The following is a 24,924-nucleotide window of genomic DNA, read 5'->3' on the forward strand; positions in this document are numbered from 1 at the left end:
ACGTTCATGTCCTCGCCAAACGGCGCTTCTGAAAACCCACCTGAAAACAGGGAAGTCATTTCTTCGAAGAAATGGTTTGCTCGCGGTGCACGTGCAGCAATCTCGATACCTGCGTTCATATTGACGGCAGCATTTGTCGGATATGCCGGACTGGCTCGCGAGACCGGCCTCACATTGCTTGAAACCCTTGCAATGACTGGCTTTATCTGGGCGTTGCCGTCCGTGGTGGTCTTGACCGGTGCCTTGTCTTCCGGAATGGGTCTTATCCCGGCGGGCATTGCCGTGGCGCTTGCTTCCGTGCGACTGATGCCCATGACAATGGCGTTGATGCCGATCATCAAAGTTCAAGGAAAAACCAGGAACTGGCAGCTTCTGATTGCGTCACACTTCGTTGCGGTCACGGCCTGGGTCTATGCCATGAAACACCTGCCGGACCTGCCGAGAGAGGCAAGGCTGCCCTTTTTTGTGGGCTTCGGCAGTTCGATTTCCACCTTTGTCTTTGTATTGACGGGCATTGCCTATTTGCTGGTTGAGCGGCTTCCGGACGTTGTGGCCGGGGCCTTGTTTCTTTTGACCCCCGTTTATTTTCTGTGCTCGCTCTGGGGGGCTGCAAGACTGAATGCGGACAAGGCGTCCATGGTGGCTGGTCTGGTGCTTGGGCCGGTCTTTTTTATTTCACTGCCTGGGCTTGATCTGCTTTGGACCGGATTGGCGGGTGGCACGCTGGCGTATCTGGTTACGCGTATTTGGCGGCGGGGGCTGTCGTGATGGATGGTCTCATGCGCAGCGGGGCTTATGCGGATACCTGGTGGTGGCCCTTTCTCATGATCCTGGTCGCCGGCTGGCTGGCAACAGATGTGTGGCGTTGGCTGGGTGTTTTTGCTGGTGGACGCCTGCGTGAAGACGGTGAGCTTCTGATTTGGGTAAGGTGTGTTGCAACGGCGCTCGTTGCGGGGCTCATCTCCAAACTGATCCTCTTTCCGCAAGGCGTTCTCGCTGAAACACCCATGTGGTTGCGCCTTGCCGCAACAGCCTTCGGATTTGCCGCCTTTCTTGGATCTCGTCAGCGCGTTGTCATTGGCGTTTTGGCGGCAGAGGCCTTTTTGCTCATTGGGTGGACTTCTCTCGATCTCTTGTAGTTGACGGTATTGCGGACTTTTTTGCTGTAGCTGTTCAGGGAGCTTGATACGATGAGTTGAACACACTCCGTGTTGCAGCAAGAAGGAGAACACCGGAATGACCAACCAAGTGGAACTCTTCTATGCACCGCAGACACGGGCGACCGGGGTGCGTGTGCTCCTTGAGGAATTGGGTGCACCTTACAAGTTGAATGTATTGAACTTCAAACTTGGTGAGAACCGGCAACCCAGATACCTGGCTGTGAACCCCTCCGGGAAAGTGCCTGCATTGCGCAGTGGTGATGCAGTAATTACAGAACAGGTTGCCATCTATATCTATGCGGCCGACTTGTTTCCTGAAAAGGGATTAACCCCCGCTCTCGATGACCCCCGCCGTGGTCCGTACCTACGATGGTTCGTTCACATGGCCTCTTGTTTTGAGCCCGCCCTGGTGGATCGTGCGCTCAAACGGGAAGAACCGCCACAAGTCATGTCACCCTATGGCAGTTTCGATACCGTGATGGAAAATATGAGGGCGCAACTCGCGAAGGGCCCATATGTTCTTGGCGAACGCATGACGGCGGTTGATGTGCTTTGGGCAGTGGGGCTGCGCTGGGGAATGATGTTCGGTATTGTTCCTGAATTCGATGAATTCAAGAGTTTCACGCAACGCTATTTTGAGCGTCCCGCACCCGTCAAAGTGTTGCAGGAGGATCAAAACCTCGCCAAAGAACAGGAAGATGCAGCGGTCCAGGCGGGCGTGGACTGATCGATTTCTGATCGGCAGAAACGAGGCCGCTAGTACATATCCGGGTTGATTTCCAATGGTTCGACTTTTCTGATCCACTCTTTCCTGATGTGAGGGATTAGTATCTGGACGGAACCCGGTGAGTGATCGTCTTGCTGCCCGTTCAAACAAAGCCAGGAGCCGTCATCCTCGATCCGTCCCGTCTCTATGGATTGAAATAGAAGCTCACACCAATGGCCATAGGAAGAACGCAGGAGCCGGTTCTCCGGAACCAGCAGCTCCAAAGTCACGTATTCAAATTGATTGAACTCGTGCTCCGAAAGGAGGCTTGCCGCCAGCAGCTCAAGATCGTCCTCCTGGGTTTCAAAGGTCCAGACTGGCGGTGTCCGGCCGTCGCACAAGCCATGTTCCTTCATGTGCTTGGCTGCATACTCGTATGCTAGCCTGTACTGGGGCGGTGTTTGAATTCCCGCCCAGGAGGGCACATAGGTACCATTCTTGTTGAGAAGAGGCAGAACCTCTTTGCGCTGAAATGTGAAAAGGCGGGCGAACTCCGATGGCGCTCCGTTGGCTGAAGGGGCAATCAGGAGAGCGCTTCCCGGATTTTCTCAGCCTGAGCAGCAAGAACGTCATTGTCCGCCATATCGCCTGTGTGGGGTCTCAGTGAGACGCCTTCGAAACGCGGAATTACATGAACATGTGTGTGAAAGACTACCTGACCACCTGCCGGTTCGGAAAACTGCTGGATTGTGGTTCCATCCGCAGCAAATGCCGTGATTACAATGCGTGCCATCTTCTGAACCGTTGCCATAACAGCGTTCAAGTCATCTTCGGCGATGTCGAAGATGTTGCGTGACGGGTTCTTCGGGATCACCAGAATATGGCCGTCGCCGCGTGGCATGATGTCCATGATCACCAGCGTCTTGTCATCCTCATAGACCTTGTGACTTGGCAATTCACCTCGAAGGATCTTTGCAAAGACGTTCTGGTCGTCATACGCGGGTGTGGGCATAGCCATCTCATTCCTCAAATCGTCAACAATGCTCCAACCTTGGAGCAGGCAGCAGCGAGACTAGTCGGTCCAACCGGATGGGAGCAAGGGTGAAATGATCTGAATTTCCAGGAAGTAAGAGCGACCTTCTGATTAAAGGATTGCATCCCGTCATTAGACGGGATGCTGGATCTATCAGGCGGCTTTGGACTCGCCGGAACCATCCGCAACGAGCTTTGAGACACCGGCAAAATCCAGTTTACCAGAGCCCAGAACCGGAACACTCGGCACGACACGAACTTCTGCCGGTATCATCAGATCCTGAGCTCCGTTTGATTTGGCGGCTTCAACGAACGCGGATCGTGTCGCGTCGGGGTTTTCAGTGACCAGTATCAGTTTCTCTCCTTTGCGGGGATCCTTGATTGCTGCAACAGCTGACAGATGGTCGGGCCAGATCTTTCCAGCCAGCGCTTCAACGGCGGCGAGTGAGACCATTTCTCCGCCGATTTTAGCAAAGCGTTTTGCGCGTCCCTTGATGGTGATGAAACCGTCCTGATCGATGTCAACGATGTCACCGGTGTCGTGCCATCCGTCAACGAGCGGTTCTATTACACCTGGATTTTCGGATTTCAGGTATCCGACCATAACGTTCGGACCGGATACGAGCAGTCGGCCGCCACTTTCAACGCCGGGTACGGGCTCCAGTTTAGCTGTCATTCCCGGCATCAGCTTGCCGACCGTGCCCGGTTTGTTGAACATGGGCGTGTTGATCGCAATGACGGGTGCGGTTTCCGTTACGCCATAACCTTCAAGAACACGCAATCCGAAACGTTCTAGATAGGTCTCTCTTGTCGACGGCTTGACTGGCTCTGCGCCTGCAAAGCAATAGCGCAGCGAACGGAAGTCATAAGCATGGGCTGTCCGGGCATATCCGTTCAAGAACGTGTCGGTCCCAAAGAGAATTGTTGCATTGGAGCCGTAGATGAGTTCGGGAATGATGCGATAGTGCAGGGGAGACGGGTAAAGATATGCAGGTACTCCTGAAATCAGGGGCAGAATTGTTCCAGCTGTCAGGCCGAATGAGTGAAACATCGGCAAAACATTGAAAACCTTGTCGGATGGGGTGAAGTCAATTCGGGCGGCAGCCTGTGTCGCATTTGCCAGAATGTTTCTGTGCGTCAGGACAACACCTTTCGGTTCGCCCTCCGACCCGGATGTGAACAGGATAACGGCTGTATCGCTGGCATGACGCGCAACCAAAGGTCGGGTCTTTGTGACGAGACCTCTGACTTTGTCGAGGAGCGTGATTTCCTTCCTGACTTCGTCAAGCCAGATGAAGCGGACATGCGGCGATAGCTGCTCAACGAGGTTGTCGAGCCGCGCCTGAGCGACAAACGTACGCGAGCAGAGAACGGTTTTGACGTTGGCTGTCCGGCAGGCTGACAGTACGTTGCTCGGTCCGGCGGTGAAGTTGATCATTGCCGGAACCTTGCCGGCCGATTGAGCGGCAAGAAAGGTCACCGCAGAACCGTTGGCATTGGGCAGCATGATGCCGAGTGTGGTTTCACCGGGTGTCAGCTTTGCAATCTTGCGCGCCAGAACGGAGACGCCCGTCAGAAGTTTGCCGTAGTTGAGCTTGCCGCTCAGCGGGTCTTCGACAGCAAGTTGCGAATATCCGCGCTCCTTGGCTGTCTCGATGACCCGGTCGAGGATCGTGCTGTCTTGTGACAGGCTGGTTTCGAACATCAGACCTGACATGACCTGGTAAAGTTCAGCACCCGCTGCTGCGCGGCGCTTGCGGCCCTTCAGGTCTTCGGACAGTTCTAGGCGTTTCGGTTCCATAATCGTCACCTTTACTTTCGGAAACAGTCGTTTGCGGATTTGGTCGGGTCTCAGATACGAGAACGGAGTTTTTTCAAGGCCTTCGATGCGGATGGGCACAATCATAGCCCCGGTCTTGTCAGCAACCATTGCCGCGCCGTCATAGACTTTCATCAGGGAGCCGGTGACCGTCAGACGGCCCTCGGGAAAAATCACGAGCGGTTCGCCCGATTGAACGGTTCTGATCAGAGCCCGCGTTGCCATCGGCTTTGACGGGTTGATCGGCAATGCGTTGGCGAGGCGCAGGAACGGACGCACCCACCAGCGCTTGGCAATGTCATAATCGATTGCAAACGTTGGCGTTCTGTCGCTTAAGGTCAATGCAAGTCCAGCGTCGAGAAGGCTGACGTGATTGAGGGCTAGAACTGGAGCCGGACCAGCTTTTTCAAGGTTCTCCAGGCCGGAGATCTCCACGCGGAAGATCGAACGATAAAGTATCGAAACCGCGTCCCGCATCGGATTGGTCGGCAGGAAGACCAGCATTGCGATTGCAACGACCAGGTTAAGCGCAGACAGGAAGACAAGGATCGCCGGCACAGAAGCGCCGAGATACTGTGCACCGGCAAGCGCCAGGCCGCCAAGCGTCATGATCGCTGCACCCAGCGCATTGGTACCAGCAATTCTGCGCGCCCGGCAGTCAGCATCAGACCAGGTCTGCAATGCGGTGAAGGTTGGAACTGCGAGGAAGGCTCCAGAGATGGCAAGGCCTGCCATATCGATGGTCAGGCGCAGGACGCCGTCGCGTGCAATGAATTCACCCAGTGTTGCGGCAGGCATAGAATGAGACACGCCATTCAAGGTGAGAGCCGTGTCCAGGCAAAAAATGGCCAACAGAAAGGTGCCGACCGGAACCGGCAACAGGACAACGCGTCCGGCTAGCAGCCAGGCGGCGATGGCTGAACCAATACCGATGGACACGGCAAATACGGCTAGAAAATAGGTGACTGCAACTTCGCCGCCGCCAAGCAAGGACTTTACCATCAGCGGCAGGATGGCCAGTATCATGGCGCCGATCAGCCAGAACCAGGCATTCATGAGCGCGACGCGGACAAGGCGCTTGTCGGCGACAAGGTCCGCAAGTACACGCCAGGTAGACGTGGCGACGTTCCAGTCGATCTTGAGATCAGGAGCTGCTGCCGGTGCTGCGGGTATCAGGCGGCTCAATCCATAGCAGGCAACGGCCAAAGCGATCATGACCGGTGCGAACAACATGACAGGTGCCCCTGTGGCAAAGACGAGGCCAGCTGAAATGGTTCCACCGAGAATGGCCAGAAAAGTGCCGGCCTCTATCCAGGCGTTGGCGCGTGGCAGTTCGTTCGATGGAAGGTGATCAGGCAAAAGCCCGTATTTAACGGGACTGAAGAGGGCGGACATTGCGCCGAAAACGAAAAGAGCTGAAAAGAGGATTGGAAGTGAGCTCAGGGCCATGCCCGTGACAGCAAGTGCTGCACCGCCGATTTCCACCAACTTGGTAAGCCGAGCGATCCTGGCCTTGTCAAATCTGTCGGCCAATGCACCGCCAATCGCGGAGAACGCCAGAAACGGAGCGATAAAGACCGCGCCGGCCAAGGCAATGAGGGCACCGGAGTTGTCTGCGGAAGAGCCGGCGACATTGAACAGGATCAGAAACACGAGTGCGTTTTTGAGGAAATTGTCGTTGAACGCTGCAACAAACTGGGTCCAAAAAAGCGGCGCAAACCGCCGGGATGTCATCAATGGTTTTTGCATTATCTTCTCCTGCGGGGGACTGCTTGCAGTGCGCTCCACTTGAACGAACGTCGGTTAGGATTGCTCAGGCTGATTGATGCCAATCTTCAGTTTCTCGGGTTTCGCGTGTTCCAACCGATTGTGAAATTTTTCAGCTTCATTGCAGTCGGTCAGGGTCAGAGCGACCTGAAAACTTGCTGCGAAAAGTGCTCTCTGTTGCGATATCAACGGCTCGAACATAACGCCTCCATAAAAGTGAACATTGTTCATTATTTGACAAAGCCACAGAGACTCAGTTAAGTCAAGAAAAAAATGAACTCCGTTCACTTTTATGGAAAGGTTGTGTATTGGCCGGATTGCAGAAAGCGAAGAGCGAGGAGACGCATCGCCGGGTTTTGGAGGCAGCCATCAGCGCGGTCGAAGCCGGAGGTCTGGATGCCGTGAACATAAGAAAGATCGCCGCTGAAGCCGGCTATTCTGTTGGCTCGGTCTACAAACACTTTGGCGATCAGGACGAACTACTGCTCGCCGTCAATTCCGTTACACTCGGACGCATCCGAGAGAAGATGTCGGAAGCGATCGACCAAGCGGATGATCCGGTGGTTCAAATGAAGGTGCTGGCTCAGACCTACCTTGATTTTGCGCGCGCAAACCGAAATCTATGGACGACACTTTTCGCCCACCAGCTGCCGGAGGACAAAGCGGTTCCGGAGGAGCATATTCAGGAAAATATCTCACTGCTGGAATTCATCGCTGTCCCGCTTAAGGCACTTAATCCGGATCTTGAGGACAATTTTCTGGCGGCAAGAACCCGTACTTGCTTTGCCGCAGTTCATGGTCTCGTCACCATTAGCCTGGAGGCTCGATTTGTCGGCCTCAGTGGAGAAGAGATAGATCGAGAAATGATGTATCTGGTGGAGCGATTGTCTGGACGGTGACTGGCGCACCACTCCAAAGACTACGTGCCGCAAAAGGTTTGGTAGGGACCAAAATCTTCAGGTGCGGACAACGCATAGGCTTCAAAACCCGGACGCTCCTCATATGGTTTTGAGAGAAGGTCAAGCAATCGTTCAACCTGGTCGTAATTGCCGTCCTCCGCTGCCGAGAGCGCCTCTTCGACCATGTGGTTGCGAGCAATATAGATAGGATTGACGGCATTCATCCGGTCTTTGAGGCCGGCAGTGTCAGTACCCTCTGACTGCAATCGGTTCAGCCATCTGTCGCGCCATGAAACAAATGCGCTGGTGTTTTCAAAAAGCGCCGCTGCTTCGTCTTCATTCTCCTCGGCAGTCTCTGCCAACCGGCGGAAGAATAATGTGTAGTCGACGGCTTGATCCTCCATCAGGTTTAGCAGGTCTTCAATCAGGTCCTGGTCACCTTCCGCTTCCTTGGACAATCCGAGCTTGGATCGCATGCCCGACAGCCAGAATTGGCCATATATTTCTGGAAAGCGTGCGAGTTCGTCTGCTGCAAGCGTAACAGCTTTGTCCAGGTCATCAGGCTCGATCAGCGCCAGAAGCGCTTCTGCCAGCCGGGCAAGGTTCCACTGGGCTATGACTGGTTGCCTGCCAAAGGCGTAGCGGCCACCATGGTCAATAGAGCTGAAAACCGCTGCGGGATCATAGGCATCGATAAAGGCACAGGGGCCGTAATCGATGGTTTCACCTGAAATCGTTGTGTTGTCCGTATTCATGACGCCGTGCACGAACCCGACCAAAACCCAGTGTGCGATCAGGTGGGCTTGCCGCTCGACGACGCGCCTGAATAGGTTCAGGTACTTGTCCTCTGCATCCATAAGGTCCGGGTCGTGCCGGGAAATCGCATAGTCAGCGAGCTGGCGAACCTTATCGGTTTCGCCTCTTGCAGCAAAAAACTGAAACGTGCCAACACGCAAATGGCTGGCTGCCACGCGTGTGAGAACAGCGCCCGGTTTGGGACCATCACGGAATATCGTTTCGCCGGTGGTCACCGCTGCGAGGGCGCGGGTCGTTGGAATACCGAGCGCATGCATCGCTTCGCCCATAATGTATTCCCGCAATACCGGACCGATGACCGCCTTGCCGTCACCGCCACGCGAGAAGGGTGTCGGACCTGAGCCCTTCAACTGAATGTCCCGTCTTATGCCTTCGCGGTCGACCAACTCTCCCAGAAGCAGGGCGCGGCCGTCACCCAGTTGAGGAGAGAACCCGCCAAACTGATGACCTGCATAAACCTGAGCCAAGGGGCTGGCACCTTCGGGACTGTTGGTTCCGGCAAAAATAGCGGCCCCTTCGGCTCCCATCAGCTCGTCGGAGTTGAGGCCGAGTTCAGCTGCCAGTCTGTTGTTGAACAAAACCAGTTTGGGTGAGGGGACTTGTGCGCCTTCCCAGGCCACATAAAACCCTTCAAGTTCACGGGCATAGGAGTTGTCAAAGTGGAATAGCGGCGGATTTGCAGTCATGATTGCCTGTTGTCCAGAAAACGGCGGGAACTCTTACTCAAGCATATAGGCAGACTAGGACCGATTCCGAGAGCAGAGATCGAATGAAGCACGCACTATGTCGGATGAGGCGACAAACAGAGGCCAATTGGCGCGTATGTCTGCAAGACGACGAATGAATCATGCTGGCATGTTTGGAGACTTAAGCCGCGTCAGAGCCGCCCGTGCATTGGCTCACGTAGGAGGAGTTGATAGGCTCCAAGGCGCGATGTCATTTGGTGTTCAATTTTTTTTCGACGCACAATGAATATTTTCGAATGCCGCGTGTCTACGTGGTGTGAATTTTCAAAGGGAGAAGCGCCATGAAAACTGTATTTGCATCCGCCGCCATTGCCTTGAGCCTGGCTTATACCCCGGCATTTGCGGGAGAGACCCCGTCCAGTCCGGACGCAAAGGTCTACTTTGTCAACATTGATGACGGAGCCACGGTGAAGGGTCCTGTCAAAGTCGTTTTCGGGCTGTCGGGCATGGGTGTTGCGCCGGCCGGTGTCGAAAAGGACAACACAGGGCACCATCATCTGCTGATTAACCGGGCTCCGATCGGTCAAGGCGAAGATGGCGAAGACGAATTCGTCTACAGCATTCCAGCTGACGAGAACCATATCCACTATGGCGGCGGTCAGACCGAAACGACGCTGGAACTTGCACCGGGTGAACACACATTGCAGCTCGTTCTTGGCGATCTCAATCACATTCCGCACAATCCGCCAGTCTTCTCTGACGTCATCAAGATCACTGTCGAGTAAGGATCACCAACCGGCCGGCGGTACCGCAACCGCCGGCATGTTGGGGGAACAGATGAAGCCAAAAGAAGTCAGGGACCTGTTGCCGAATGCGCTGCCGTCAATCTGGCGGTTTGCGTTGAGCCTGACCGGTGACATCGACATGACCAACGATCTTGCGCAATCCACCTGTTTGCGTGCGGTGGAAAAGGCTGATCAGTTTCGATTTTCCGGAAGTTTCGAAGGCTGGTGTTTGCAGATCTGTCGTTCTATCTGGCTGAATGAGCTGCGCAGTCGCGCGACACGGCAAAACAAAGTCTTTGCGACAGTGGACGCGGATCTGATCCCTGATATTGCCCCCAGTGTCGAACACAGTCTTTTTGCCAAGGAAATCATCGAGCGGGTGATGGCTTTGCCTGACGCTCAGCGCAGTGCAGTGGAATTGGTCTTTGTGCAGGAATTCACCTATTCGGAAGCCGCGACGATCCTGGATGTTCCGATCGGTACGATCATGAGCCGTTTGCATGCCGCGCGCAAAGCCCTGCAAAAATTCGCCCAAACACCGAACCAGGACCAAAGGAAGGAGAAGCGATGACCTATTCGGATCAGGAATTGCTGGCCTTTCTGGATGGCCGACTTGATGAGAAGCGAACTGCAGAGATCGAACAAACCATGCGCATCGATCAGGATCTGGAAACGCGCGTGATGGATCTGGATCCGGTTGCTGCACCGGTTCGAGACGCCATGAAAGCCCTGCCTGGCGACCATGTGCTTATGGACCTGAAGCGCGCTGCACCCTTCGCTCCTCAGGCGAAGGCGAGCTCGTTGCAATGGTCCAAATTGGCAGCCGTATTGGTGTTGGGCGCGCTTTTAGGAAGTGGTGCGATGTGGTTCGGCCAGCCGGCTCCAGAAGATTGGAGAAGCCGCATCGCGCAATACCAGTCACTCTATGTTGCGGAAACGGTTAGGCTCACCACCGCATCCGCTGAAACGCTTGAACGACAACTCGATGCGGCTGTCGATACGCTCGGGCGCCCCTTGGAGCAGCAAGGCCTTGATGCTCCAGCCTTGCTCAGTCTGGCTCGCGTGCAGGTGCTTGGTCTCGACGACGAGCCCTTGATCCAGATTGTCTATCAAGCCGACGATGGACGGCCTTTTGCGCTGTGCATAACGACGGGAACCGGGGCAGGAGACCCTGATGTTGCCAAGTCTGAAATGTTTCATGGTCTGGCGACCACCGCTTGGCACGATGGATCCTTTCGCTACATCCTTGTGGGTGGGAAAGACCTGACAGAGACCGAGCAGCTTGCTCTGCAGCTCAAAGCCTTTCTTTGAAGCCGAAAGTCGCGCTCAAGGCTGTGCAATGAGCGCTGTTTTTGGAAACACCAATTGATCCTCGATGGACATGGTCCTTGCCGGGTTGCATGCTTTTTGTTTCGGGAAAATACTCCAGATATCAGTTAGAATCAGGAGCAGTTGTCATTCGCGAGACGATCCATTCCGGCGAAGTTCACGCCAGGCATCTCAGGTCACTTTTTTTATCCGATATTCATTTGGGCACACGTGGTTGTCAGGCAGAGTTGCTTCTTGACTTCCTGAAGCATCACGAGGCACAGAGGATTTACCTGGTCGGTGACATTATCGATGGCTGGCGCCTTCGGAAAAAACGCTTCTGGCCTGCGTCTCATCAAGACGTCATGAACCAGATCCTGGAGCGCGGTCGCCGCGGCGTTGAACTCATATATATTCCTGGAAATCATGATGAATTCCTGAGAAGGCATAATAGAACCAGATTTGGCTGCGTTCGGTTTGCCGACAGCATCGAACACCTCACTGCCGGCGGGCGGAGATATCTGATCATTCATGGCGACCAGTTTGATGTTGTCATGCAAAATGCCAAGTGGCTGGCTTTTCTTGGTGATCGTTTTTATGTCACCGCTTTGGCGCTCAACACCTGGCTGAATATCTTCAGGCGACGGCTGGGCTTGAACTATTGGTCTCTGGGGGCATTCGCAAAGCAGCATGTGAAGCAATTCGTCAATCTTATTGGCAAATTCGAAGACACGATTTCTGCCGAGATAGACAAACGGGATCTCGACGGCATCATTTGCGGTCATATTCATCATGCCTCGGACAGGGAGGTGAATGGTATTCACTATCTCAACACAGGTGATTGGGTGGAGAGCTGCACCGCGGTCGGTGAAAATCTGGATGGTTCGCTCGAGGTGATCCGCTGGCAAGGTGCTGAACAGATCGACCCTCGGCCAATCAAAGACACAGAGACGATTGTTGCTGCATGAAGTCCGTGCTTTTTGTAACCGATGCCTGGTATCCGCAAATCAACGGTGTTGTCAGGACGCTTGAATACACGGCACGCGAGCTTGAGCGACGCGGTGTGCGTGTCGAGTTCATGACCCCAAAAGGGTTCAGAACAATTCCGTGCCCGACCTATCCGGAAATTCGCCTTTCGCTGACAACAAGGCGCAGGGTTCGGCAAGTGCTGAGGGATTTCGGTTGCGAACATGTGCATATCGCTACGGAGGGGCCACTTGGCTTGCTTGCCGCAAGCGTTTGCAATCGCGACAGACTGCCCTTCACAACAAGCTATCACACGCGGTTCCCTGAATATGTCGCTGCCAGGCTGCCGATTCCGACGACACCCTTTTATGCCTGGTTTCGCCGGTTTCACAATTCAGGATCAGGCTGCATGGTCGCCACATCGCTTCTGGAAGAGAGCCTTCACAAGCGGAAATTCAAGAACCTGATGCGGTGGGCGCGCGGGGTGGATACGGATCTGTTCACGCCGCATGAGGGTTCGGTTTTTCCGGTCGAACTGCCACGACCCATCTTCTTGAATGTCGGGCGAGTTGCAGTTGAAAAAAATATCAAGGCATTCCTTGACCTTGAGTTGCCGGGTTCAAAGGTTGTGGTTGGCGATGGCCCACAGTTGGCAAGCCTCAAGAAGGCCTATCCAGACGTTCTTTTCACCGGTGCAATGAACGGTGAGAACCTCGCGCGACATTACTCCGGCGCGGATGTCTTTGTCTTTCCTTCCAGGACGGACACATTTGGGCTCGTTCTGCTTGAGGCCCTGGCTTGCGGCACACCCGTTGCCGCCTATCCCGTGATGGGCCCGGTTGATGTGATCGGGAAAAGTGATGGCGGCGTTCTTTCTGGCGATTTGAAAGAGGCCGCGCTCCAGGCGATCAAGATATCAAGGAAGACCTGCCGTCAGGTGGCTCTTGAACAGAGCTGGTCCAAATGCACCGACCAGTTTTTGGCGAATATTCAGGCTGCAGACGGTGTCCATTCGGCTGCCAAATCCAGAAAAGCTGCCTGACATCCATAAGGCGACATTGCTGCCACTAGACCGCAATCGACGAGGGTGCGACGCGCGCTGACTGGAACTGATCCGTTAGCGCACCGTTTTCGTCTGTCACCTGCAGCGGTTCAAAATCACTTTCAAAGCGGCTGGGGAGGCGATGTTGTGGCTGGTAGGCGGACCTGAGCTGATCTGTCATGGCGCTGTAGGTCAGTGGTGGCTCTTTAAAGGACTGATACATCTGGCGCGGACTGCCGATGCCTGCATTCCAACCGAACCGGTGTAATGGCCGGACTGCAGCAAGTATCGTCTGTTCAAGATCAAAGTGCTTACGCCAATGCCAGGCATGGGCGAGTGTGTGGCGCGTCAAGGCGCTCTTACGGCCACGAAATTTCAAAAGGTCCCTCAGAAAAGGCACGACTTTCTCAACGGGCTCTTTTGGCCATTCGACAAGTTTTTGACCGTCCATGTCGCTGAGCAGGACATTCGGCATCATACGGCCTTCTCGTGCTGCCTTGTCGAAATATGGGGTTCCTGTAATCGGGATGGTCATGGACAAAAGTCCCGGAAGAGGCACTCGGTGGTTCGCCAGAAGACCGGACAATTGGTCGTCGACTTCTGCGACAGTCTGATGTGCAAAGTCGATGATCATGCCGTAGTCGAAGAAAATACCGTTTTCCGCGCAAGCTTCGGTTAAGGTCAGCGGGTCGGAAGAAAGACTTTGTTTCTTGTTGAAGGTCCGAAGAAGGGCAGGGTCCAACGTCTCGACGCCCGAAAAAATGCCCTTGCAGCCGTTTTCAGCCATGAGTTTGAGATTTTCTGGACGTTTGAAAAAGTCTCCGGTGACAAGGGCTCCCCATCCTCGGAATTGTCCCCGGCGCCATCTGTCGCCGATTTTCTTAACCCGCCACTCAAAGCTCCCACGATTGTTACCGTAAAAGTTATTGTCGAGAACCATGACACAGACAGCCTTGCCGATTGCGTCCAGCTGGCTGTCGATCGAGTGCTCGGAATGAGCTGTATAGGCGCGGCCTTCTCCGGAAAGGGAGCAAAAGGAACAGGCAAAGTTACAGTTCTTTGTCGTTTCCAGATAGGCGATCCCCATGCTCGGCGATGTCAGGTCAAATCTGGGGGCGGTTGCGTCAGAAACGTGACCTCTGGAAAGAACGGCCTCGATGACTTCGGCAATTTCTTCAACATCGCCCTGGCAGGAATAGTCAAAGACCCTGTCACAGATTGCGGGAAGAGCCCGCGCAATCGGGCCACCAATGACGCCGACAACGTTCGGATTGAAATGCCTGCAATAGGCCAAGAGTTGCCGTGCTCTGTCGAACGCAGCCGTCAGGCCCGTGAAGACCACCATATCCGGCCATTCGAACTGACGCCGATCAAGCAGTGCACCGTGATACACCTCGTCCCATACGCGAACTTCGGCGAGGGCGGGGTTGAAATATCCTGCCAGGTAATAGGGTGCCATTGCCCGCGGCACGAACAAGCGCGTCGGCGTTGCCGATCTCCAAGGGTCGAAGTAAGCGTTGACGATCAGAATTCGGCTCTTGCGGCCTGCTTGCATGCTGTCTCCGAATGCCACTCTTTTGGCTGGTTTTCCTCTTGTGGCAAGTTTGCGGGCAAACCTTGCATATCGGCGTGGAATAGTCTTCCCGTTCAAAGGCTAAGTAGCATTTTATGAACACCTTGATGCTAACGATCCGGGTTTAAATGATCTGTTTTCACACATAAACGCAGTCGACCGCCATTTCATGGAAATGATCGAACACTTCAGGAAACACGATGCTTTTGCGCATCTGAACGATGCCGTCCTTGCGGGCATCTGTTCGGTCTCAAAGACAATCGACGTTCCTGAGCACCAGTTTATTGTGCGAGAGGGTGAAGAGACCTCAGATCTTTATCTGCTGATTGACGGTGAGGCACGCGCGGTCAGGCGAGATCCGGGCGGCGGCGACATCAAGCTGAATGTGATTAGGACCGGTGAATGCGTCGGAGAACTTGCCTTCCTGGACGGTGCGCCCAGATCCGCCTCGGTGGTTGCGGAATCGCCCTGCAAACTTATCAAGATCCCAGTGGATGCCTTGAGAGCCCTGCCTGACGGTGCGATGGTGACAGGTGAGTTGAAAGGTGCGCTGGCTGGCGTCGTTGTCAAACGGGCACGTAGCTTGAGTGACGAAATGCTGGCCGCGCTGCGCGAACAACTCGCAGCCAAGACCCTGCAGAACCAGTTCGGTTACTTTCTGGTTTTCACCATTGCGCTGTTTCTGATCTCAACTTCGCTTTTCTATCTCGTTGCCGAGCGCTACGTGAAGGATGTCTATGATCCCGGATTTTCCTGGCAGACGATCCTGCTTTTTGCGATTCCCTGCCTGATCATCATCAAGGCCATGAAGATACCACCGGCTCAACTCGGGTTGCGCCGGGAGGGGCTGGCGAAGTCACTTGCACAGTCCTTTGGTATCTGCGTGGTTTTGTCGATTCCGATCGGAATTTACCTGCTTTTCTTTAAGCAGGTCCAAGCGCCAGTCACCGGCGGCGTCAGGGTTGATCTGCTCTTTTTGACGCAATACCTGTTTCACACGGTGTTTCAGGAAATCGGATCAAGGGGGCTGATGCAGGGACTGTTCCAGAAGTTCCTGGCCGATACCAAGGGGCACCGTGCGGTTCTCTTGACCAGCACGATATTTGCTTCGCTTCACCTGACATTCGGCGTGGATGCCGTCGTCATAACATTCTTCGCCAGCATCATTTTCGGGTATGTCTATCTCTATCAGAAGAACCTCGCAGGCGTGATTTTGATGCACTACTGGTTTGGCGTTCTGGCCGCGCTGATGGTCGCGATCTGATATTTACTGAAAATACCCGGCAGAAGACAAAACCGAATACACCTATACGCACGAGACGCAGCAAGTCCGGTGGGCCGAAACCCACCGGGCGCTTGCGTATGAACCTTCTTCACAACTGGGTCGGATTGGGTGCGTCTCCATAAACCTCAATCGGATCAAAGGCTTTCTCTGTTTCCGTGAAGTTGAGTTCAATTGGCCCATTCTCAACCTTTGTCGGAACAGCACGATAGAAACAGGAGCGGTACCCAACGTGACAGCTGGCACCGCCTTCGACAGCAACTCGTAACCAGACCGCGTCCTGGTCGTCATCGATCCTCATTTCAACGACTTTCTGGATGAGCCCGCTGGTCGCACCCTTGTGCCAAAGACACTTGCGGCTGCGGCTCCAATAGTGGGCTTCACCGGTGTTGACGGTATTCAGCAAGGCTTCTTCGTTCATCACGCCCATCATCAGAACGTCACCGGTTTCTGCATCGGTCGTGACGACGGGAAGAAGGCCGTTCTCGTCAAACTTGGGGGCAAGAAATTTGCCCTCTTCGACTTGCTCAACGGAGACGCGGCTCGCGAATGGTTGCACATCAGACATTATCCCATTCCTCCTGTCGACACAGAAACGGAGGACAGGAAATCTCTGCGCAATTCAGGATCTGTTTGAAATTCTCCCAGCAGTTTCCTGGTCAACATCGATACGCCGGGTTTTCTGACACCACGCGTTGTCATGCACATGTGAGCCGCTTCGATCACCACGGCAACTCCTCTCGGCTGAAGAACTTCCTGAATGGTGTCGGCAATCTGAGAAGTCAGGGTTTCCTGGATTTGAAGACGTTTTGCATAAACCTCGACAACGCGTGCGATCTTGCTGATGCCGACAACACGATTTGCTGGAAGATAGGCAACGTGCACTTTGCCGATGATCGGAACAACGTGGTGTTCGCAATGCGATTCCATCCGCATGTTCCTGAGCACGATCAAATCATCGTAATCATTGGTCTCTTCAAACGTTCGAGCGAGCAGGTCCGCAGGGTCGACCGTGTATCCTTCGAAAAACTCTTCATAGGCGCGCACAACGCGGGCAGGCGTATCCACCAAGCCTTCACGGTCCGGATTATCCCCACTCCATTCCAGCAAAACACGTACAGCCGCCTCGGCGTCTTCACGAGAGGGGCGCAGCCCGTGCTCTTTGCGATGCTCTGCCATGGCCGCAACGCTCGCAGCGTAAGTCATTGTTTTTAAAACCTCGTTCGTTGATTTTGCAGGCTTAAGTGCGACATGACTGCACGATATTTGAACCGCGCATTCGCGTGACTTTCGAAACCTCTATCGACATCGTCAGCGCTGTCATTCGCTCCAGAATTTGAAAGCAATCATTTGCTTCAAGAAAAGAAATTTCCCGCTTCCTTGAATCTGACTTGGTACGATATAACATAACATATGACAATTGGAATGGGTCTGCGGATCAGGCGTCTGCCGCTTTGATAGGAGAGCGGGCTAACGACTGCACGACAGCAATGCCAAGAGCCTCAGGATCAGGACGAATTCGGGAGTTGGAATTGAAGCGAAACCTAGCTGAACGCGCTCAACAACTTCAGGGACCCCGCTATCGCGGTGCGCGTTCGACGTTGGTGAACTGGACGGAAGCTGTTGCTGCAGGACAAATCGAAGGGATCTTGAAGCTCTACGCACCTGACGCAGTTCTTGTGCCGACGCTTTCCAACGAGATCGTCTTTTCAGAAGACGACCGCCGTCGATACTTTGAGTTTTTTCTGTCCGACGGAGTGCCGAGTTGCGAGATCAAGCGCGATGAAGTCCGGATTGATCAACAAAACAGTACGGTCTTGATTGGCGGTATCTATTGTTTTGTCTTCCCCCGGAAAAGCGGTGTGGAAAAGGTGCCTGCCAGATTTCTTTTTACATTCGAGGAGTTTGGTACGCGTTGGCTGATAACCGGTCATCACTCTTCACGCTGTGTTTGAACTGACACGGCAAATACAGATCCTTTCACCCCAATCAGCGCAAGTGACCAGCATTTCATGACGCTTCCCGACCGAATTCCTGTTTTCTTGTTGAGTGGTTTTCTGGGCTCCGGCAAATCAACCCTGCTGAACGCGTTCTTAAATGATCCTGCAGTTGAGGACACGGCGGTGATCATCAACGAGTTCGGCGACATTCCAGTCGACCACCTCCTGGTCCGTCAAGGCGAGACAACAATCAGTCAGGTCTCCACCGGCTGCTTATGCTGCTCGGACACGACAGACATTCGTCAAACCCTCGAAGATCTCCAAAGTGCGGCCTCTTCCGGCCTGACGGGTGGGTTCTCGCGGGTGATTGTGGAGATGAGCGGGCTCGGGGATCCAGCTCCGCTCGTCAACGCATTTTCAGCCGGTGACAATGCTGCGGGTCCTGCATTTTACCTCGCCGGTGTGGTTACCCTCTTTGATACCGTCACCGGTGCCAGCACAATTGAAAACCATTTCGAGGCGTTCAAACAGATTGCCTTTGCTGACCGGATCGTCCTTACCAAAACCGACCTGGTTGAAGAGCCGAAGACCTCAACAGAGTGTTCCGGGCTTTTCGGTGAATTGCGAGCGCTGAACCCAAGTGCCGACATTGTTGATCGCCAGTCGGTCGATCTTTCAACCTTGTTTTCTCCAAGGCCTTATACGGCCGTCGAACGAGGAGAAGATGTTGCTGGTTGGCTGGCTCTCGAGGCCGCATTGGCACTGGAGGACGGTCATGGCGATGCATCGGGATCGGATACCGTCAATCTCAGGCACGGTTCAGGTATTCGGACATTCAGCATTGTGCGCGATGATCCATTGCCGAAGTCAAATCTGGACCAGTTTTTCGATCTTCTTCAGAACTCCGCAGGACAGAGGCTCTTGCGTGTCAAGGGGATCGTTGCCACCAGTGATACCCCCGAAAAACCGTTGATTGTCCACGCAGTTCAACATGTTGTTTCCGAACCTGTGCGTCTTGGCGCGTGGCCCGATGAAGACCGCCGGACACGACTGGTCTTCATTACCAACGGTATAGATCCCGGACCGGTGCGCGATTTGTTTGCGGCGGTGACCAACACCACTCCCTTTTCGTTCACGAAGTCACTCAAAGTCGCCGGAGCAGCCATTTTGGGCCCTGTCTCCCGCACGTTTTCCAACCTCACCAGCACTTCTCGGAGGTCACAATGAACACATTGGACAAGACGCCTGTTACCGTACTTACCGGTTATCTCGGGGCTGGAAAAACCACTCTGCTCAACCGCATTCTTTCGGAAAATCATGGAAAGCGATACGCGGTTATTGTCAACGAATTCGGCGATGTCGGAATCGACAATGATCTTGTTGTCGATGCGGATGAAGAAGTCTTTGAAATGAACAACGGATGTATCTGCTGCACGGTTCGCGGCGACCTCATCCGGATCATTGAAGGCTTGATGAAACGACGAAACCACTTTGATGCGATCCTGATCGAAACAACCGGATTGGCCGATCCGGCTCCGGTTGCTCAAACCTTTTTCGTTGATGAAGACGTGCAGTCAAAGACCAAGCTTGATGCGATCGTAACCGTGGTTGACGCCAAACATCTCCTCGACGAGATCGACAAGGCGCATGAAGCCCAGGAACAGCTGGCCTTTGCTGATATTGTGCTCTTGAACAAGGTTGACCTGGTCGGTGAGGAGGGGCTCGGCGAAGTGGAAAAGAGGATCCGCAGGATCAACCCGACTGCCGTTATTCATCGCAGCGAAAGGTGTCAGGTCGACCTTGACAACATCTTGGGACGGAGTGCCTTCGATCTCGACCGTGTGCTCGAAATCGAGCCGGAATTTCTGAAGCACTTTCATGATCATGACCACGACGACCATGTTGCGAGTTTCTCGTTGCTCAGTGATGCGCCGCTCGATCCGGAAAGGTTCTTTCCCTGGATACAATCGATTGCCCAGAACCATGGTCCTGACATGTTGCGCATGAAGGGGATCATCGCATTTGCAGATGACGATGATCGCTTCGTAATGCAGGGTGTTCATATGCTGCTGGAGGGTGATCATCAGCGCCCTTGGAAGGCTGGAGAAAAGCGCACGACCCGACTTGTCTTCATAGGCCGCGATCTCCCGCGTGATGCCTTTGAAGAGGGGTTCCGGAATTGCTTCGTTCAAGAGGGGGTTGCGGCTGAATGACCAAGTTCGACAATCCATTCGCACCAAAATTCAGCCGCTTGAAAGTCAAATCCTCTGAGATAAAGGGCTGGGTCCGTGAACTGTTGAGTTTGCCGGACGATACGCCGATTACCGTGGCGGAATTGGCCTGCCGGGATGAAGGGTGTCCGGATATTGAAACGGTAATCGGTGTTCTTGAACCCGACAAACCCATCGTGAAGTTTCGCCTGCACTCCACGATGACCGAGGTTACCAAGTCAGTGGTCGCTGAAGCCACAGGTACCAAGGTGTAATCGGGATACATACGGCCCTTTGGCATGCGATCGACGGAAGGTTTGTGTAAGGGCTGCAGCTTTGAAATGTCTAAGGTGACCAGCTCAAATCTGTCTTCTGCTCAGAGAGAGCCCAAAGCCTTGTGGCCTGTTCCTGTTCCAGGGTGAATGCCTCCAGCGGGCACTCACCGACAGGGCCGACCATTTCAAACCTTGTCGGGCCGTAGTATTTCTTTTCCTCCAATCCTTCCTCGGTGGCACACATGACCTCGGGCCAGGACCCTTTCTCGGCAGATTGCGCAAATGCCAGAAGCAGAATGGCCAAAACTCGGGTCTTCAGGTCGGCCGTGTCACGGATCAAACCGGTTCGCGACGCGCCAGGGTGACACACCTGAACCTGAACGGTCTTTCCTGCTTTTTTCACCCGACGCTGAAGTTCATAGGCAAAGATCATTTGCGCCAGTTTGCTTTGCGCGTAGGCGTTCCAAGCCGAATAACTATTGTCAAAATTCGGATCTTCAAACCGGATGCGTTTTTCGCCCATCTTGTAGCCGTTGCTGCCGACGACAACGATGCTGCCTGATGCTTCCTCGATCCGTTTGAAGAGCAGCCCACACAACAGGAAATGGCCGTAGTGGTTCACGCCGAGCTGGCTTTCGAAACCGTCCACGGTGAGTTGCTGCGTGGCGATCTGCGCGATGGCGGCGTTGCATATGAGGGCATCTATTTGGGGGACGGTTTGCAGAAGCTCTGCCGCAGCGTCCCGAACGCTTGCCAGTACAGCAAGGTCCATACGAACAAAACTGACGTCGGTTTGCGGCCCGAATTCCTGTTTCAATCTTTCGATCGCGACGGCTGACTTCTCAGCGCTGCGGTTCATCATCACCACACGTGCGCCTTTGGAGAGCAGTATCCGCGCCGCTTCGAAACCTGTGCCCCCGTTTGCCCCTGTGATGACGTAGGTTTTTCCTTTCAGGGAGCCGATACGTTCCGGCGTCCATCCTTTTGGTCCAAATCTCATTTTCAACTCGCATTTCTTCCTGCGATGGCAGGGCATTTCGGGAAGTGTTTCCACAAAGTTGAAATGAGAGATAACTCTCAAAGGTAATTGAAAACAGGCGAATTGGTCGCGATTAATTGCCTGATTGTATCGATGGTGTTGATGAGTGTCGCTTTTCAGGGCAGGTTGCGGGAATGAGCAGAGATCAGATCAGACAAATCATCGACCGAAGGTTGCCGGGTGCCGGAATGGTTCCGACCGGCGTCCAGGGAGTGCAGCTCTTTCGGGTTACCGAACCTGTGGCTTGTGCCCCTGCGGTTTATGAACCGACCGTGGTTGCCATAGTTGACGGAGCCAAGGAAGCCATTCTCGATGGCCGACGCTACATCTATGACAGTGAGCGATACCTTTGTTGCCCCATGTCGATGCCCGTTGAAGCAGGGACGCCCACAGCGGCACCGGACAACCCACTGCTCGGCGTTATTGTTTCCCTCGACACGCGGGTGATGACCGAGCTGTCCATTGAGCTGGAAAGCGCCGTACCTACACGGAAATCGGGGCGAAGCACGCCCCAGTCGGGTTTGACATTTGCGCGGTGGGATGCAGCCTTCACCGATGCTCTGCACAGGCTCGTGCAACTGGGCGATGACCCCACCGATACAGCGGTCCTCGGAGACAGTCGGCTGCGCGAGTTCTACTATGCTGTCTTGAAAGGCGAAGCCGGCGCCACCGCGCGCGGGGCTTTTGGCGTTGGCAACGAGATTGCCCGAACTATCCAGTTCCTGTCAGCACACTTGAACGAACCGGTCACCATCGACGACATGGCGGCGCACGCGGGTATGAGCCGGGCCGTGTTCCATCGCAAGTTCAAACAAGCGACCACTCTGTCACCGATCCAATTCGCAAAATCCATGCGTTTGAACCACGCGGCAATGAAGATCGCGGGGGGGATGAATGTAAGTGAAGCGGCCTGGGAAGCCGGCTACGTCAGTTCCTCGCAATTCAGCCGGGAGTTCAAACGCATGTATGGCCAATCTCCCAAACGCTGGAGCCAAGAAGCACAACTCCCGGAGGGGGTGCTGTAACAGGCAGAGGAGCTTTTTTCACTGTGCGTTGAGGTTTGCTCTCTATTCCAGACCATCAACGATGTCATCGACTGGTTGCTCTGCAATGGTCAGCGCCTTCCCCATAGTGACGAATGAGGGGAAGCATATGCGGCTGCTTCGCGCCACCAATTCGGACGCTCGCAGGATTTCCACCCGATCCTGAAAGCTACCGTTCGTTAAGGGATTAGCGAAGGTCAATTGAGGGCGGGAAGAGGTCTTTTGTTGCAGGATGAACGAAGGTCTGGGATGCGTTAGGAGCGGACTTTGACCGCAGGCAGACGTTACCAATACAGTTTCTGAGACTACTGTTAGCGGTGTCCAATCTCGCTATGACAGCATAGATCAAACCAAGCCGCCATAGCCGTACTAATTCGGTTTGAATCAGACGATAGCGGGTAGAGGAACAGGAGTCTGGATACGTGTGAGACCGGCTAGAAGAACCTTTGCCCTATCTAAACGTCCTTTTTCTGCCTTTTCGGGTTTCCGCCTAGCAGTTTCTTCCCATGGGTCCGGGTAGCCTTCCCTCGCAAGGAAAACTGCCGTAGCAGCCAACTCCAATTCTACAGCATCAGAATCGGCAGCAGCTCTAGCAAACTCACGACGACGCTCATCTACCAACCCATCGGCTGGTGACTGCGCTGTGAATATCGAGTACGAGCCGCCCCAAGACGTAGGATGCTCGGTTTGTTGCAAATCGCCCAGCAAATCGCCTAGATCTGCAGCAGTAGCCAAATCTTCGCTGTATGGGCCGTAGTGCTTGTAGCTAAAAGACAACCCGTTCTCCATTCCCGAGACAGTAAGGAGATATGCAATCTTCTGTAAGCGGGTACGGCCCACGACGCGGCCGCCAGCATCAGCAATAATTGCAGCAACTTTTTTAGTATCGCTTAGCGGCATGCTTCAACCTCCCCCTCAATGATGCTGTCAATGGTCTTGCCTGCGTCCACATCATTACAGTCATGATATGCACGTGAAAGCTTAAAGTCAGAAAGGCTGGCTACAACGCGCGAACGCTGTTTTAAATCTACGAAATTGTTGCCGTCGGTTCGCACGTTAATCCTTCCCAAAGAGCCAACGTCGTCTTTGTACGGAGAGCGCTCTGCTTCATCGATCAAGACCCGATGAATATCCTCAGAATTAGCCTTAGTCCATTCGGTTAATTTTTCGTTTACCCTTGCGCAGCACGTTTCTATTTTAGCCAAATGTTCAGCCTCACCCTTGCTTTCAGGATCGAACTCGTGACTGACCCGCGCACGAACATCAACACACTTATAGAGCTTGCGATCCCGAAGCCTCGTGGCAAATTGACTTACCAGCGGATCTTTGGCTTCCGACATCAGAGAAAGCGCACCCCAGATTACGGCATCGTCCAGACAAAGGACGATATCTAAATCGTCGGGATTGATGGCAAATTTGATGAGGGCGTGGCGGTCGGGCAATCCTGTTTGTGCAGCACTATCGTTTTTAGCAAGCGTCACTATACGCACGAGCAACTCCGTAAAGAGCTTTTCTGCTCCACGTGTAGTTTTGTGAAAATAGACGGTAGGATAGAGTTGAAAGAGACCCAGCACATAAGCTTCTGCTGCGTGGATAGCTTTTGGTCCAATAACAAACGTATCAACGGTACCCGTTTGTTCATCGTCTACGCCAGTTGGGAGCGATGCAATCTCAAGGTTAGCTATCAGCCAAGCAAAGTCGATTGCCGCATGCTGGGTGCCGGTCATAAGCCGGTCTCTCCGCATATAGTCTAGCCGATCAGCATCGAATTGGCTTGACACGACGGCATTGTGAACCGTCACACGACCCTCTTTCTTCACCATGTCCGCAACATCGATTGCGAACCCACTCCCTAATTCATTGTTTAGTATGTCGGCGACTTGGCCTTGTCGAATCAGCAAATCGCTAACGTGCTCGTGGTCAGCAAGCTTCAGACCCAGTCGCTTTCCCACTGTCTCGAACGCGTGGCTAAACGGTCCATGGCCTAGATCGTGGACAAGCGCCGCGGCCAAGGCACGGTTCTCGCGGGTTTCCGAACGGCCATCAACAGTCCGAACCACGTCCATCAATTGCCTTGCCGTGTGGAAAACCCCGATGCTGTGTGCAAATCGGGAGTGGCTGGCACCGGGATAAACAAAATCCGAGAAACCGAGTTGCTTTATACGACGTAGACGCTGGAACGGGCGGGTTTGGATGACGCGCCAAAGGGTTCGCTCAAGTTCGTCATCCCCTGTGACCTTGAATTCTATTAGATTATGTAAAGGATCGCGGATCCGCTGCTGAGCCATATTGAATTGAATACGAGATTCTTTGTCTGTACTCCACAGTTGATTAGCAAACATAAGCACAGACCCTTGCGATCGCATCCTGCGCTTGCAAGCTTGAAACCGTGCGCGCCACCCGTTACCGCCCACGCTGCACCTATCGTTTCTCGGGTCTGCGTTGGGGGCACCTATGGAAGTCATATTATCTGCATCTTTATTCATCAGAACAAATATAGAACAAAATCGAGGGCTTGGCGAGATGCTTTCGTGGGCAGTAGCGCTGAAGCTCTGCGGCCACGAGCACTTCGAAAG

At 54.0% G+C, this 24,924-nt stretch carries 26 protein-coding genes; 15 read left to right on the forward strand and 11 right to left on the reverse strand.

Annotation, left to right across the window (positions count from 1 at the left end; translation table 11 throughout):
- Positions 1 to 6 precede the first annotated feature (6 nt).
- The 3 genes from K1718_RS14045 (at position 7) to K1718_RS14055 (ending at position 1,887) form a co-directional block, all read left to right on the forward strand.
- Positions 7 to 768: an AzlC family ABC transporter permease gene (locus K1718_RS14045; protein WP_265682064.1), complete on the forward strand. Its 762-nt coding sequence runs from the start codon at positions 7 to 9 to the stop codon at positions 766 to 768.
- Positions 768 to 1,139: an AzlD domain-containing protein gene (locus K1718_RS14050; protein WP_247649419.1), complete on the forward strand. Its 372-nt coding sequence runs from the start codon at positions 768 to 770 to the stop codon at positions 1,137 to 1,139. The genes K1718_RS14045 and K1718_RS14050 overlap by 1 nt, the downstream gene beginning before the upstream one ends.
- Before the next feature lie 97 nt (positions 1,140 to 1,236).
- Positions 1,237 to 1,887 carry a glutathione S-transferase family protein gene (locus tag K1718_RS14055; RefSeq protein ID WP_152501506.1) on the forward strand — a complete coding sequence of 217 codons (651 nt, stop codon included), beginning with the start codon at positions 1,237 to 1,239 and terminating at the stop codon, positions 1,885 to 1,887.
- A 29-nt stretch (positions 1,888 to 1,916) separates the two neighbouring features.
- On the opposite strand, the gene K1718_RS14060 is transcribed toward K1718_RS14055, so the two are convergent.
- From K1718_RS14060 to K1718_RS14075, 4 genes are all read right to left on the reverse strand, one after another.
- Positions 1,917 to 2,282, reverse strand: coding sequence for a hypothetical protein (locus K1718_RS14060; RefSeq protein WP_265682063.1), 366 nt, complete (start codon positions 2,280 to 2,282; stop codon positions 1,917 to 1,919).
- Between the two features lie 167 nt (positions 2,283 to 2,449).
- Positions 2,450 to 2,878 (reverse strand): HIT family protein, encoded by a 429-nt coding sequence (locus K1718_RS14065; RefSeq protein WP_265682061.1) that lies wholly within the window; start codon positions 2,876 to 2,878, stop codon positions 2,450 to 2,452.
- 174 nt (positions 2,879 to 3,052) lie between these two features.
- Positions 3,053 to 6,466 (reverse strand): acyl-[ACP]--phospholipid O-acyltransferase, encoded by a 3,414-nt coding sequence (locus tag K1718_RS14070; RefSeq protein ID WP_265682059.1) that lies wholly within the window; start codon positions 6,464 to 6,466, stop codon positions 3,053 to 3,055.
- 54 nt (positions 6,467 to 6,520) lie between these two features.
- Positions 6,521 to 6,685, reverse strand: coding sequence for a hypothetical protein (locus K1718_RS14075; protein WP_209006939.1), 165 nt, complete (start codon positions 6,683 to 6,685; stop codon positions 6,521 to 6,523).
- A 107-nt stretch (positions 6,686 to 6,792) separates the two neighbouring features.
- Here K1718_RS14075 and K1718_RS14080 point away from each other — a divergent pair, with 107 nt between their 5' ends.
- Positions 6,793 to 7,383: a TetR/AcrR family transcriptional regulator gene (locus tag K1718_RS14080; protein WP_152501509.1), complete on the forward strand. Its 591-nt coding sequence runs from the start codon at positions 6,793 to 6,795 to the stop codon at positions 7,381 to 7,383.
- A 20-nt stretch (positions 7,384 to 7,403) separates the two neighbouring features.
- Here K1718_RS14080 and K1718_RS14085 read toward each other — a convergent pair whose 3' ends face one another.
- Positions 7,404 to 8,885, reverse strand: a complete 1,482-nt coding sequence (locus K1718_RS14085) for a protein adenylyltransferase SelO (protein ID WP_265682056.1) — start codon at positions 8,883 to 8,885, stop codon at positions 7,404 to 7,406.
- 341 nt (positions 8,886 to 9,226) lie between these two features.
- Between K1718_RS14085 and K1718_RS14090 the strand changes: the two genes are divergently transcribed.
- From K1718_RS14090 to K1718_RS14110, 5 genes are all read left to right on the forward strand, one after another.
- Positions 9,227 to 9,670, forward strand: a complete 444-nt coding sequence (locus K1718_RS14090; protein WP_152501511.1) for a DUF4399 domain-containing protein — start codon at positions 9,227 to 9,229, stop codon at positions 9,668 to 9,670.
- A gap of 52 nt (positions 9,671 to 9,722) precedes the next feature.
- Positions 9,723 to 10,241 carry an RNA polymerase sigma factor gene (locus K1718_RS14095; protein ID WP_265682054.1) on the forward strand — a complete coding sequence of 173 codons (519 nt, stop codon included), beginning with the start codon at positions 9,723 to 9,725 and terminating at the stop codon, positions 10,239 to 10,241.
- Positions 10,238 to 10,981, forward strand: coding sequence for a hypothetical protein (locus K1718_RS14100; RefSeq protein WP_152501513.1), 744 nt, complete (start codon positions 10,238 to 10,240; stop codon positions 10,979 to 10,981). Before K1718_RS14095 ends, K1718_RS14100 begins: the two co-directional genes overlap by 4 nt.
- An 89-nt stretch (positions 10,982 to 11,070) precedes the next feature.
- Positions 11,071 to 11,946, forward strand: a complete 876-nt coding sequence (locus tag K1718_RS14105; protein ID WP_265682052.1) for a UDP-2,3-diacylglucosamine diphosphatase — start codon at positions 11,071 to 11,073, stop codon at positions 11,944 to 11,946.
- On the forward strand, positions 11,943 to 12,986 hold the full coding sequence (locus tag K1718_RS14110) for a glycosyltransferase family 4 protein (RefSeq protein WP_265682050.1): 1,044 nt from the start codon (positions 11,943 to 11,945) through the stop codon (positions 12,984 to 12,986). The genes K1718_RS14105 and K1718_RS14110 overlap by 4 nt, the downstream gene beginning before the upstream one ends.
- A gap of 25 nt (positions 12,987 to 13,011) precedes the next feature.
- Here K1718_RS14110 and K1718_RS14115 read toward each other — a convergent pair whose 3' ends face one another.
- Positions 13,012 to 14,541, reverse strand: coding sequence for a B12-binding domain-containing radical SAM protein (locus tag K1718_RS14115; RefSeq protein ID WP_265682049.1), 1,530 nt, complete (start codon positions 14,539 to 14,541; stop codon positions 13,012 to 13,014).
- Positions 14,542 to 14,728: 187 nt separating this feature from the next.
- Here K1718_RS14115 and K1718_RS14120 point away from each other — a divergent pair, with 187 nt between their 5' ends.
- Positions 14,729 to 15,823, forward strand: coding sequence for a cyclic nucleotide-binding domain-containing protein (locus K1718_RS14120; protein ID WP_265682046.1), 1,095 nt, complete (start codon positions 14,729 to 14,731; stop codon positions 15,821 to 15,823).
- A gap of 109 nt (positions 15,824 to 15,932) precedes the next feature.
- Here K1718_RS14120 and hisI read toward each other — a convergent pair whose 3' ends face one another.
- On the reverse strand, positions 15,933 to 16,409 hold the full coding sequence (hisI, locus tag K1718_RS14125) for a phosphoribosyl-AMP cyclohydrolase (protein ID WP_265682044.1): 477 nt from the start codon (positions 16,407 to 16,409) through the stop codon (positions 15,933 to 15,935).
- Complete coding sequence (gene folE, locus K1718_RS14130) at positions 16,409 to 17,047, reverse strand: GTP cyclohydrolase I FolE (protein WP_152501519.1); 639 nt, start codon at positions 17,045 to 17,047, stop codon at positions 16,409 to 16,411. The genes hisI and folE overlap by 1 nt, the downstream gene beginning before the upstream one ends.
- Positions 17,048 to 17,373: 326 nt before the next feature.
- Between folE and K1718_RS14135 the strand changes: the two genes are divergently transcribed.
- From K1718_RS14135 to K1718_RS14150, 4 genes are read left to right on the forward strand one after another with little or no spacing between them, the layout of a single operon-like run.
- Positions 17,374 to 17,796 carry a nuclear transport factor 2 family protein gene (locus K1718_RS14135; protein ID WP_173006004.1) on the forward strand — a complete coding sequence of 141 codons (423 nt, stop codon included), beginning with the start codon at positions 17,374 to 17,376 and terminating at the stop codon, positions 17,794 to 17,796.
- A gap of 57 nt (positions 17,797 to 17,853) precedes the next feature.
- Positions 17,854 to 19,008: a CobW family GTP-binding protein gene (locus tag K1718_RS14140; protein WP_265682042.1), complete on the forward strand. Its 1,155-nt coding sequence runs from the start codon at positions 17,854 to 17,856 to the stop codon at positions 19,006 to 19,008.
- The gene (locus K1718_RS14145) at positions 19,005 to 19,994 is read left to right on the forward strand and encodes a CobW family GTP-binding protein (protein ID WP_152501522.1); all 990 of its coding nucleotides are present in this window, start codon (positions 19,005 to 19,007) and stop codon (positions 19,992 to 19,994) included. The genes K1718_RS14140 and K1718_RS14145 overlap by 4 nt, the downstream gene beginning before the upstream one ends.
- A complete protein-coding gene (locus K1718_RS14150) occupies positions 19,991 to 20,266 on the forward strand; it encodes a nitrate reductase (protein ID WP_265682039.1) in 276 nt (91 codons plus the stop codon). Before K1718_RS14145 ends, K1718_RS14150 begins: the two co-directional genes overlap by 4 nt.
- Before the next feature lie 70 nt (positions 20,267 to 20,336).
- Here K1718_RS14150 and K1718_RS14155 read toward each other — a convergent pair whose 3' ends face one another.
- The gene (locus tag K1718_RS14155; RefSeq protein ID WP_265682037.1) at positions 20,337 to 21,266 is read right to left on the reverse strand and encodes an SDR family oxidoreductase; all 930 of its coding nucleotides are present in this window, start codon (positions 21,264 to 21,266) and stop codon (positions 20,337 to 20,339) included.
- 173 nt (positions 21,267 to 21,439) lie between these two features.
- Here K1718_RS14155 and K1718_RS14160 point away from each other — a divergent pair, with 173 nt between their 5' ends.
- Positions 21,440 to 22,330, forward strand: coding sequence for an AraC family transcriptional regulator (locus tag K1718_RS14160; RefSeq protein WP_265682035.1), 891 nt, complete (start codon positions 21,440 to 21,442; stop codon positions 22,328 to 22,330).
- A gap of 402 nt (positions 22,331 to 22,732) precedes the next feature.
- Here the strand turns inward: K1718_RS14160 and K1718_RS14165 are convergent, their stop codons facing one another.
- Together K1718_RS14165 and K1718_RS14170 are read right to left on the reverse strand one after the other, a co-directional pair.
- Positions 22,733 to 23,248 (reverse strand): hypothetical protein, encoded by a 516-nt coding sequence (locus tag K1718_RS14165; protein ID WP_265682033.1) that lies wholly within the window; start codon positions 23,246 to 23,248, stop codon positions 22,733 to 22,735.
- The gene (locus K1718_RS14170) at positions 23,239 to 24,690 is read right to left on the reverse strand and encodes an HD domain-containing protein (protein ID WP_265682031.1); all 1,452 of its coding nucleotides are present in this window, start codon (positions 24,688 to 24,690) and stop codon (positions 23,239 to 23,241) included. The genes K1718_RS14165 and K1718_RS14170 overlap by 10 nt, the downstream gene beginning before the upstream one ends.
- Positions 24,691 to 24,924 lie beyond the last annotated feature (234 nt).

Source organism: Roseibium porphyridii (genome assembly GCF_026191725.2).
GTDB classification, from domain to species: Bacteria; Pseudomonadota; Alphaproteobacteria; order Rhizobiales; family Stappiaceae; genus Roseibium; species Roseibium porphyridii.

What these genes read in the sequence shown, in the direction of transcription:
- K1718_RS14045 (WP_265682064.1), top strand. Translation starts at nt 7, where the DNA reads ATGTCCTCGCCAAACGGCGCTTCTGAAAACCCACCTGAAAACAGGGAA.
- K1718_RS14050 (WP_247649419.1), top strand. Translation starts at nt 768, where the DNA reads ATGGATGGTCTCATGCGCAGCGGGGCTTATGCGGATACCTGGTGGTGG.
- K1718_RS14055 (WP_152501506.1), top strand. Translation starts at nt 1,237, where the DNA reads ATGACCAACCAAGTGGAACTCTTCTATGCACCGCAGACACGGGCGACC.
- K1718_RS14060 (WP_265682063.1), bottom strand. Translation starts at nt 2,282, where the DNA reads ATGAAGGAACATGGCTTGTGCGACGGCCGGACACCGCCAGTCTGGACC.
- K1718_RS14065 (WP_265682061.1), bottom strand. Translation starts at nt 2,878, where the DNA reads ATGCCCACACCCGCGTATGACGACCAGAACGTCTTTGCAAAGATCCTT.
- K1718_RS14070 (WP_265682059.1), bottom strand. Translation starts at nt 6,466, where the DNA reads ATGCAAAAACCATTGATGACATCCCGGCGGTTTGCGCCGCTTTTTTGG.
- K1718_RS14075 (WP_209006939.1), bottom strand. Translation starts at nt 6,685, where the DNA reads ATGTTCGAGCCGTTGATATCGCAACAGAGAGCACTTTTCGCAGCAAGT.
- K1718_RS14085 (WP_265682056.1), bottom strand. Translation starts at nt 8,885, where the DNA reads ATGACTGCAAATCCGCCGCTATTCCACTTTGACAACTCCTATGCCCGT.
- K1718_RS14090 (WP_152501511.1), top strand. Translation starts at nt 9,227, where the DNA reads ATGAAAACTGTATTTGCATCCGCCGCCATTGCCTTGAGCCTGGCTTAT.
- K1718_RS14095 (WP_265682054.1), top strand. Translation starts at nt 9,723, where the DNA reads ATGAAGCCAAAAGAAGTCAGGGACCTGTTGCCGAATGCGCTGCCGTCA.
- K1718_RS14100 (WP_152501513.1), top strand. Translation starts at nt 10,238, where the DNA reads ATGACCTATTCGGATCAGGAATTGCTGGCCTTTCTGGATGGCCGACTT.
- K1718_RS14105 (WP_265682052.1), top strand. Translation starts at nt 11,071, where the DNA reads ATGCTTTTTGTTTCGGGAAAATACTCCAGATATCAGTTAGAATCAGGA.
- K1718_RS14110 (WP_265682050.1), top strand. Translation starts at nt 11,943, where the DNA reads ATGAAGTCCGTGCTTTTTGTAACCGATGCCTGGTATCCGCAAATCAAC.
- K1718_RS14115 (WP_265682049.1), bottom strand. Translation starts at nt 14,541, where the DNA reads ATGCAAGCAGGCCGCAAGAGCCGAATTCTGATCGTCAACGCTTACTTC.
- K1718_RS14120 (WP_265682046.1), top strand. Translation starts at nt 14,729, where the DNA reads ATGGAAATGATCGAACACTTCAGGAAACACGATGCTTTTGCGCATCTG.
- hisI (WP_265682044.1), bottom strand. Translation starts at nt 16,409, where the DNA reads ATGTCTGATGTGCAACCATTCGCGAGCCGCGTCTCCGTTGAGCAAGTC.
- folE (WP_152501519.1), bottom strand. Translation starts at nt 17,047, where the DNA reads ATGACTTACGCTGCGAGCGTTGCGGCCATGGCAGAGCATCGCAAAGAG.
- K1718_RS14140 (WP_265682042.1), top strand. Translation starts at nt 17,854, where the DNA reads ATGACGCTTCCCGACCGAATTCCTGTTTTCTTGTTGAGTGGTTTTCTG.
- K1718_RS14145 (WP_152501522.1), top strand. Translation starts at nt 19,005, where the DNA reads ATGAACACATTGGACAAGACGCCTGTTACCGTACTTACCGGTTATCTC.
- K1718_RS14150 (WP_265682039.1), top strand. Translation starts at nt 19,991, where the DNA reads ATGACCAAGTTCGACAATCCATTCGCACCAAAATTCAGCCGCTTGAAA.
- K1718_RS14155 (WP_265682037.1), bottom strand. Translation starts at nt 21,266, where the DNA reads ATGAGATTTGGACCAAAAGGATGGACGCCGGAACGTATCGGCTCCCTG.
- K1718_RS14160 (WP_265682035.1), top strand. Translation starts at nt 21,440, where the DNA reads ATGAGCAGAGATCAGATCAGACAAATCATCGACCGAAGGTTGCCGGGT.
- K1718_RS14165 (WP_265682033.1), bottom strand. Translation starts at nt 23,248, where the DNA reads ATGCCGCTAAGCGATACTAAAAAAGTTGCTGCAATTATTGCTGATGCT.
- K1718_RS14170 (WP_265682031.1), bottom strand. Translation starts at nt 24,690, where the DNA reads ATGTTTGCTAATCAACTGTGGAGTACAGACAAAGAATCTCGTATTCAA.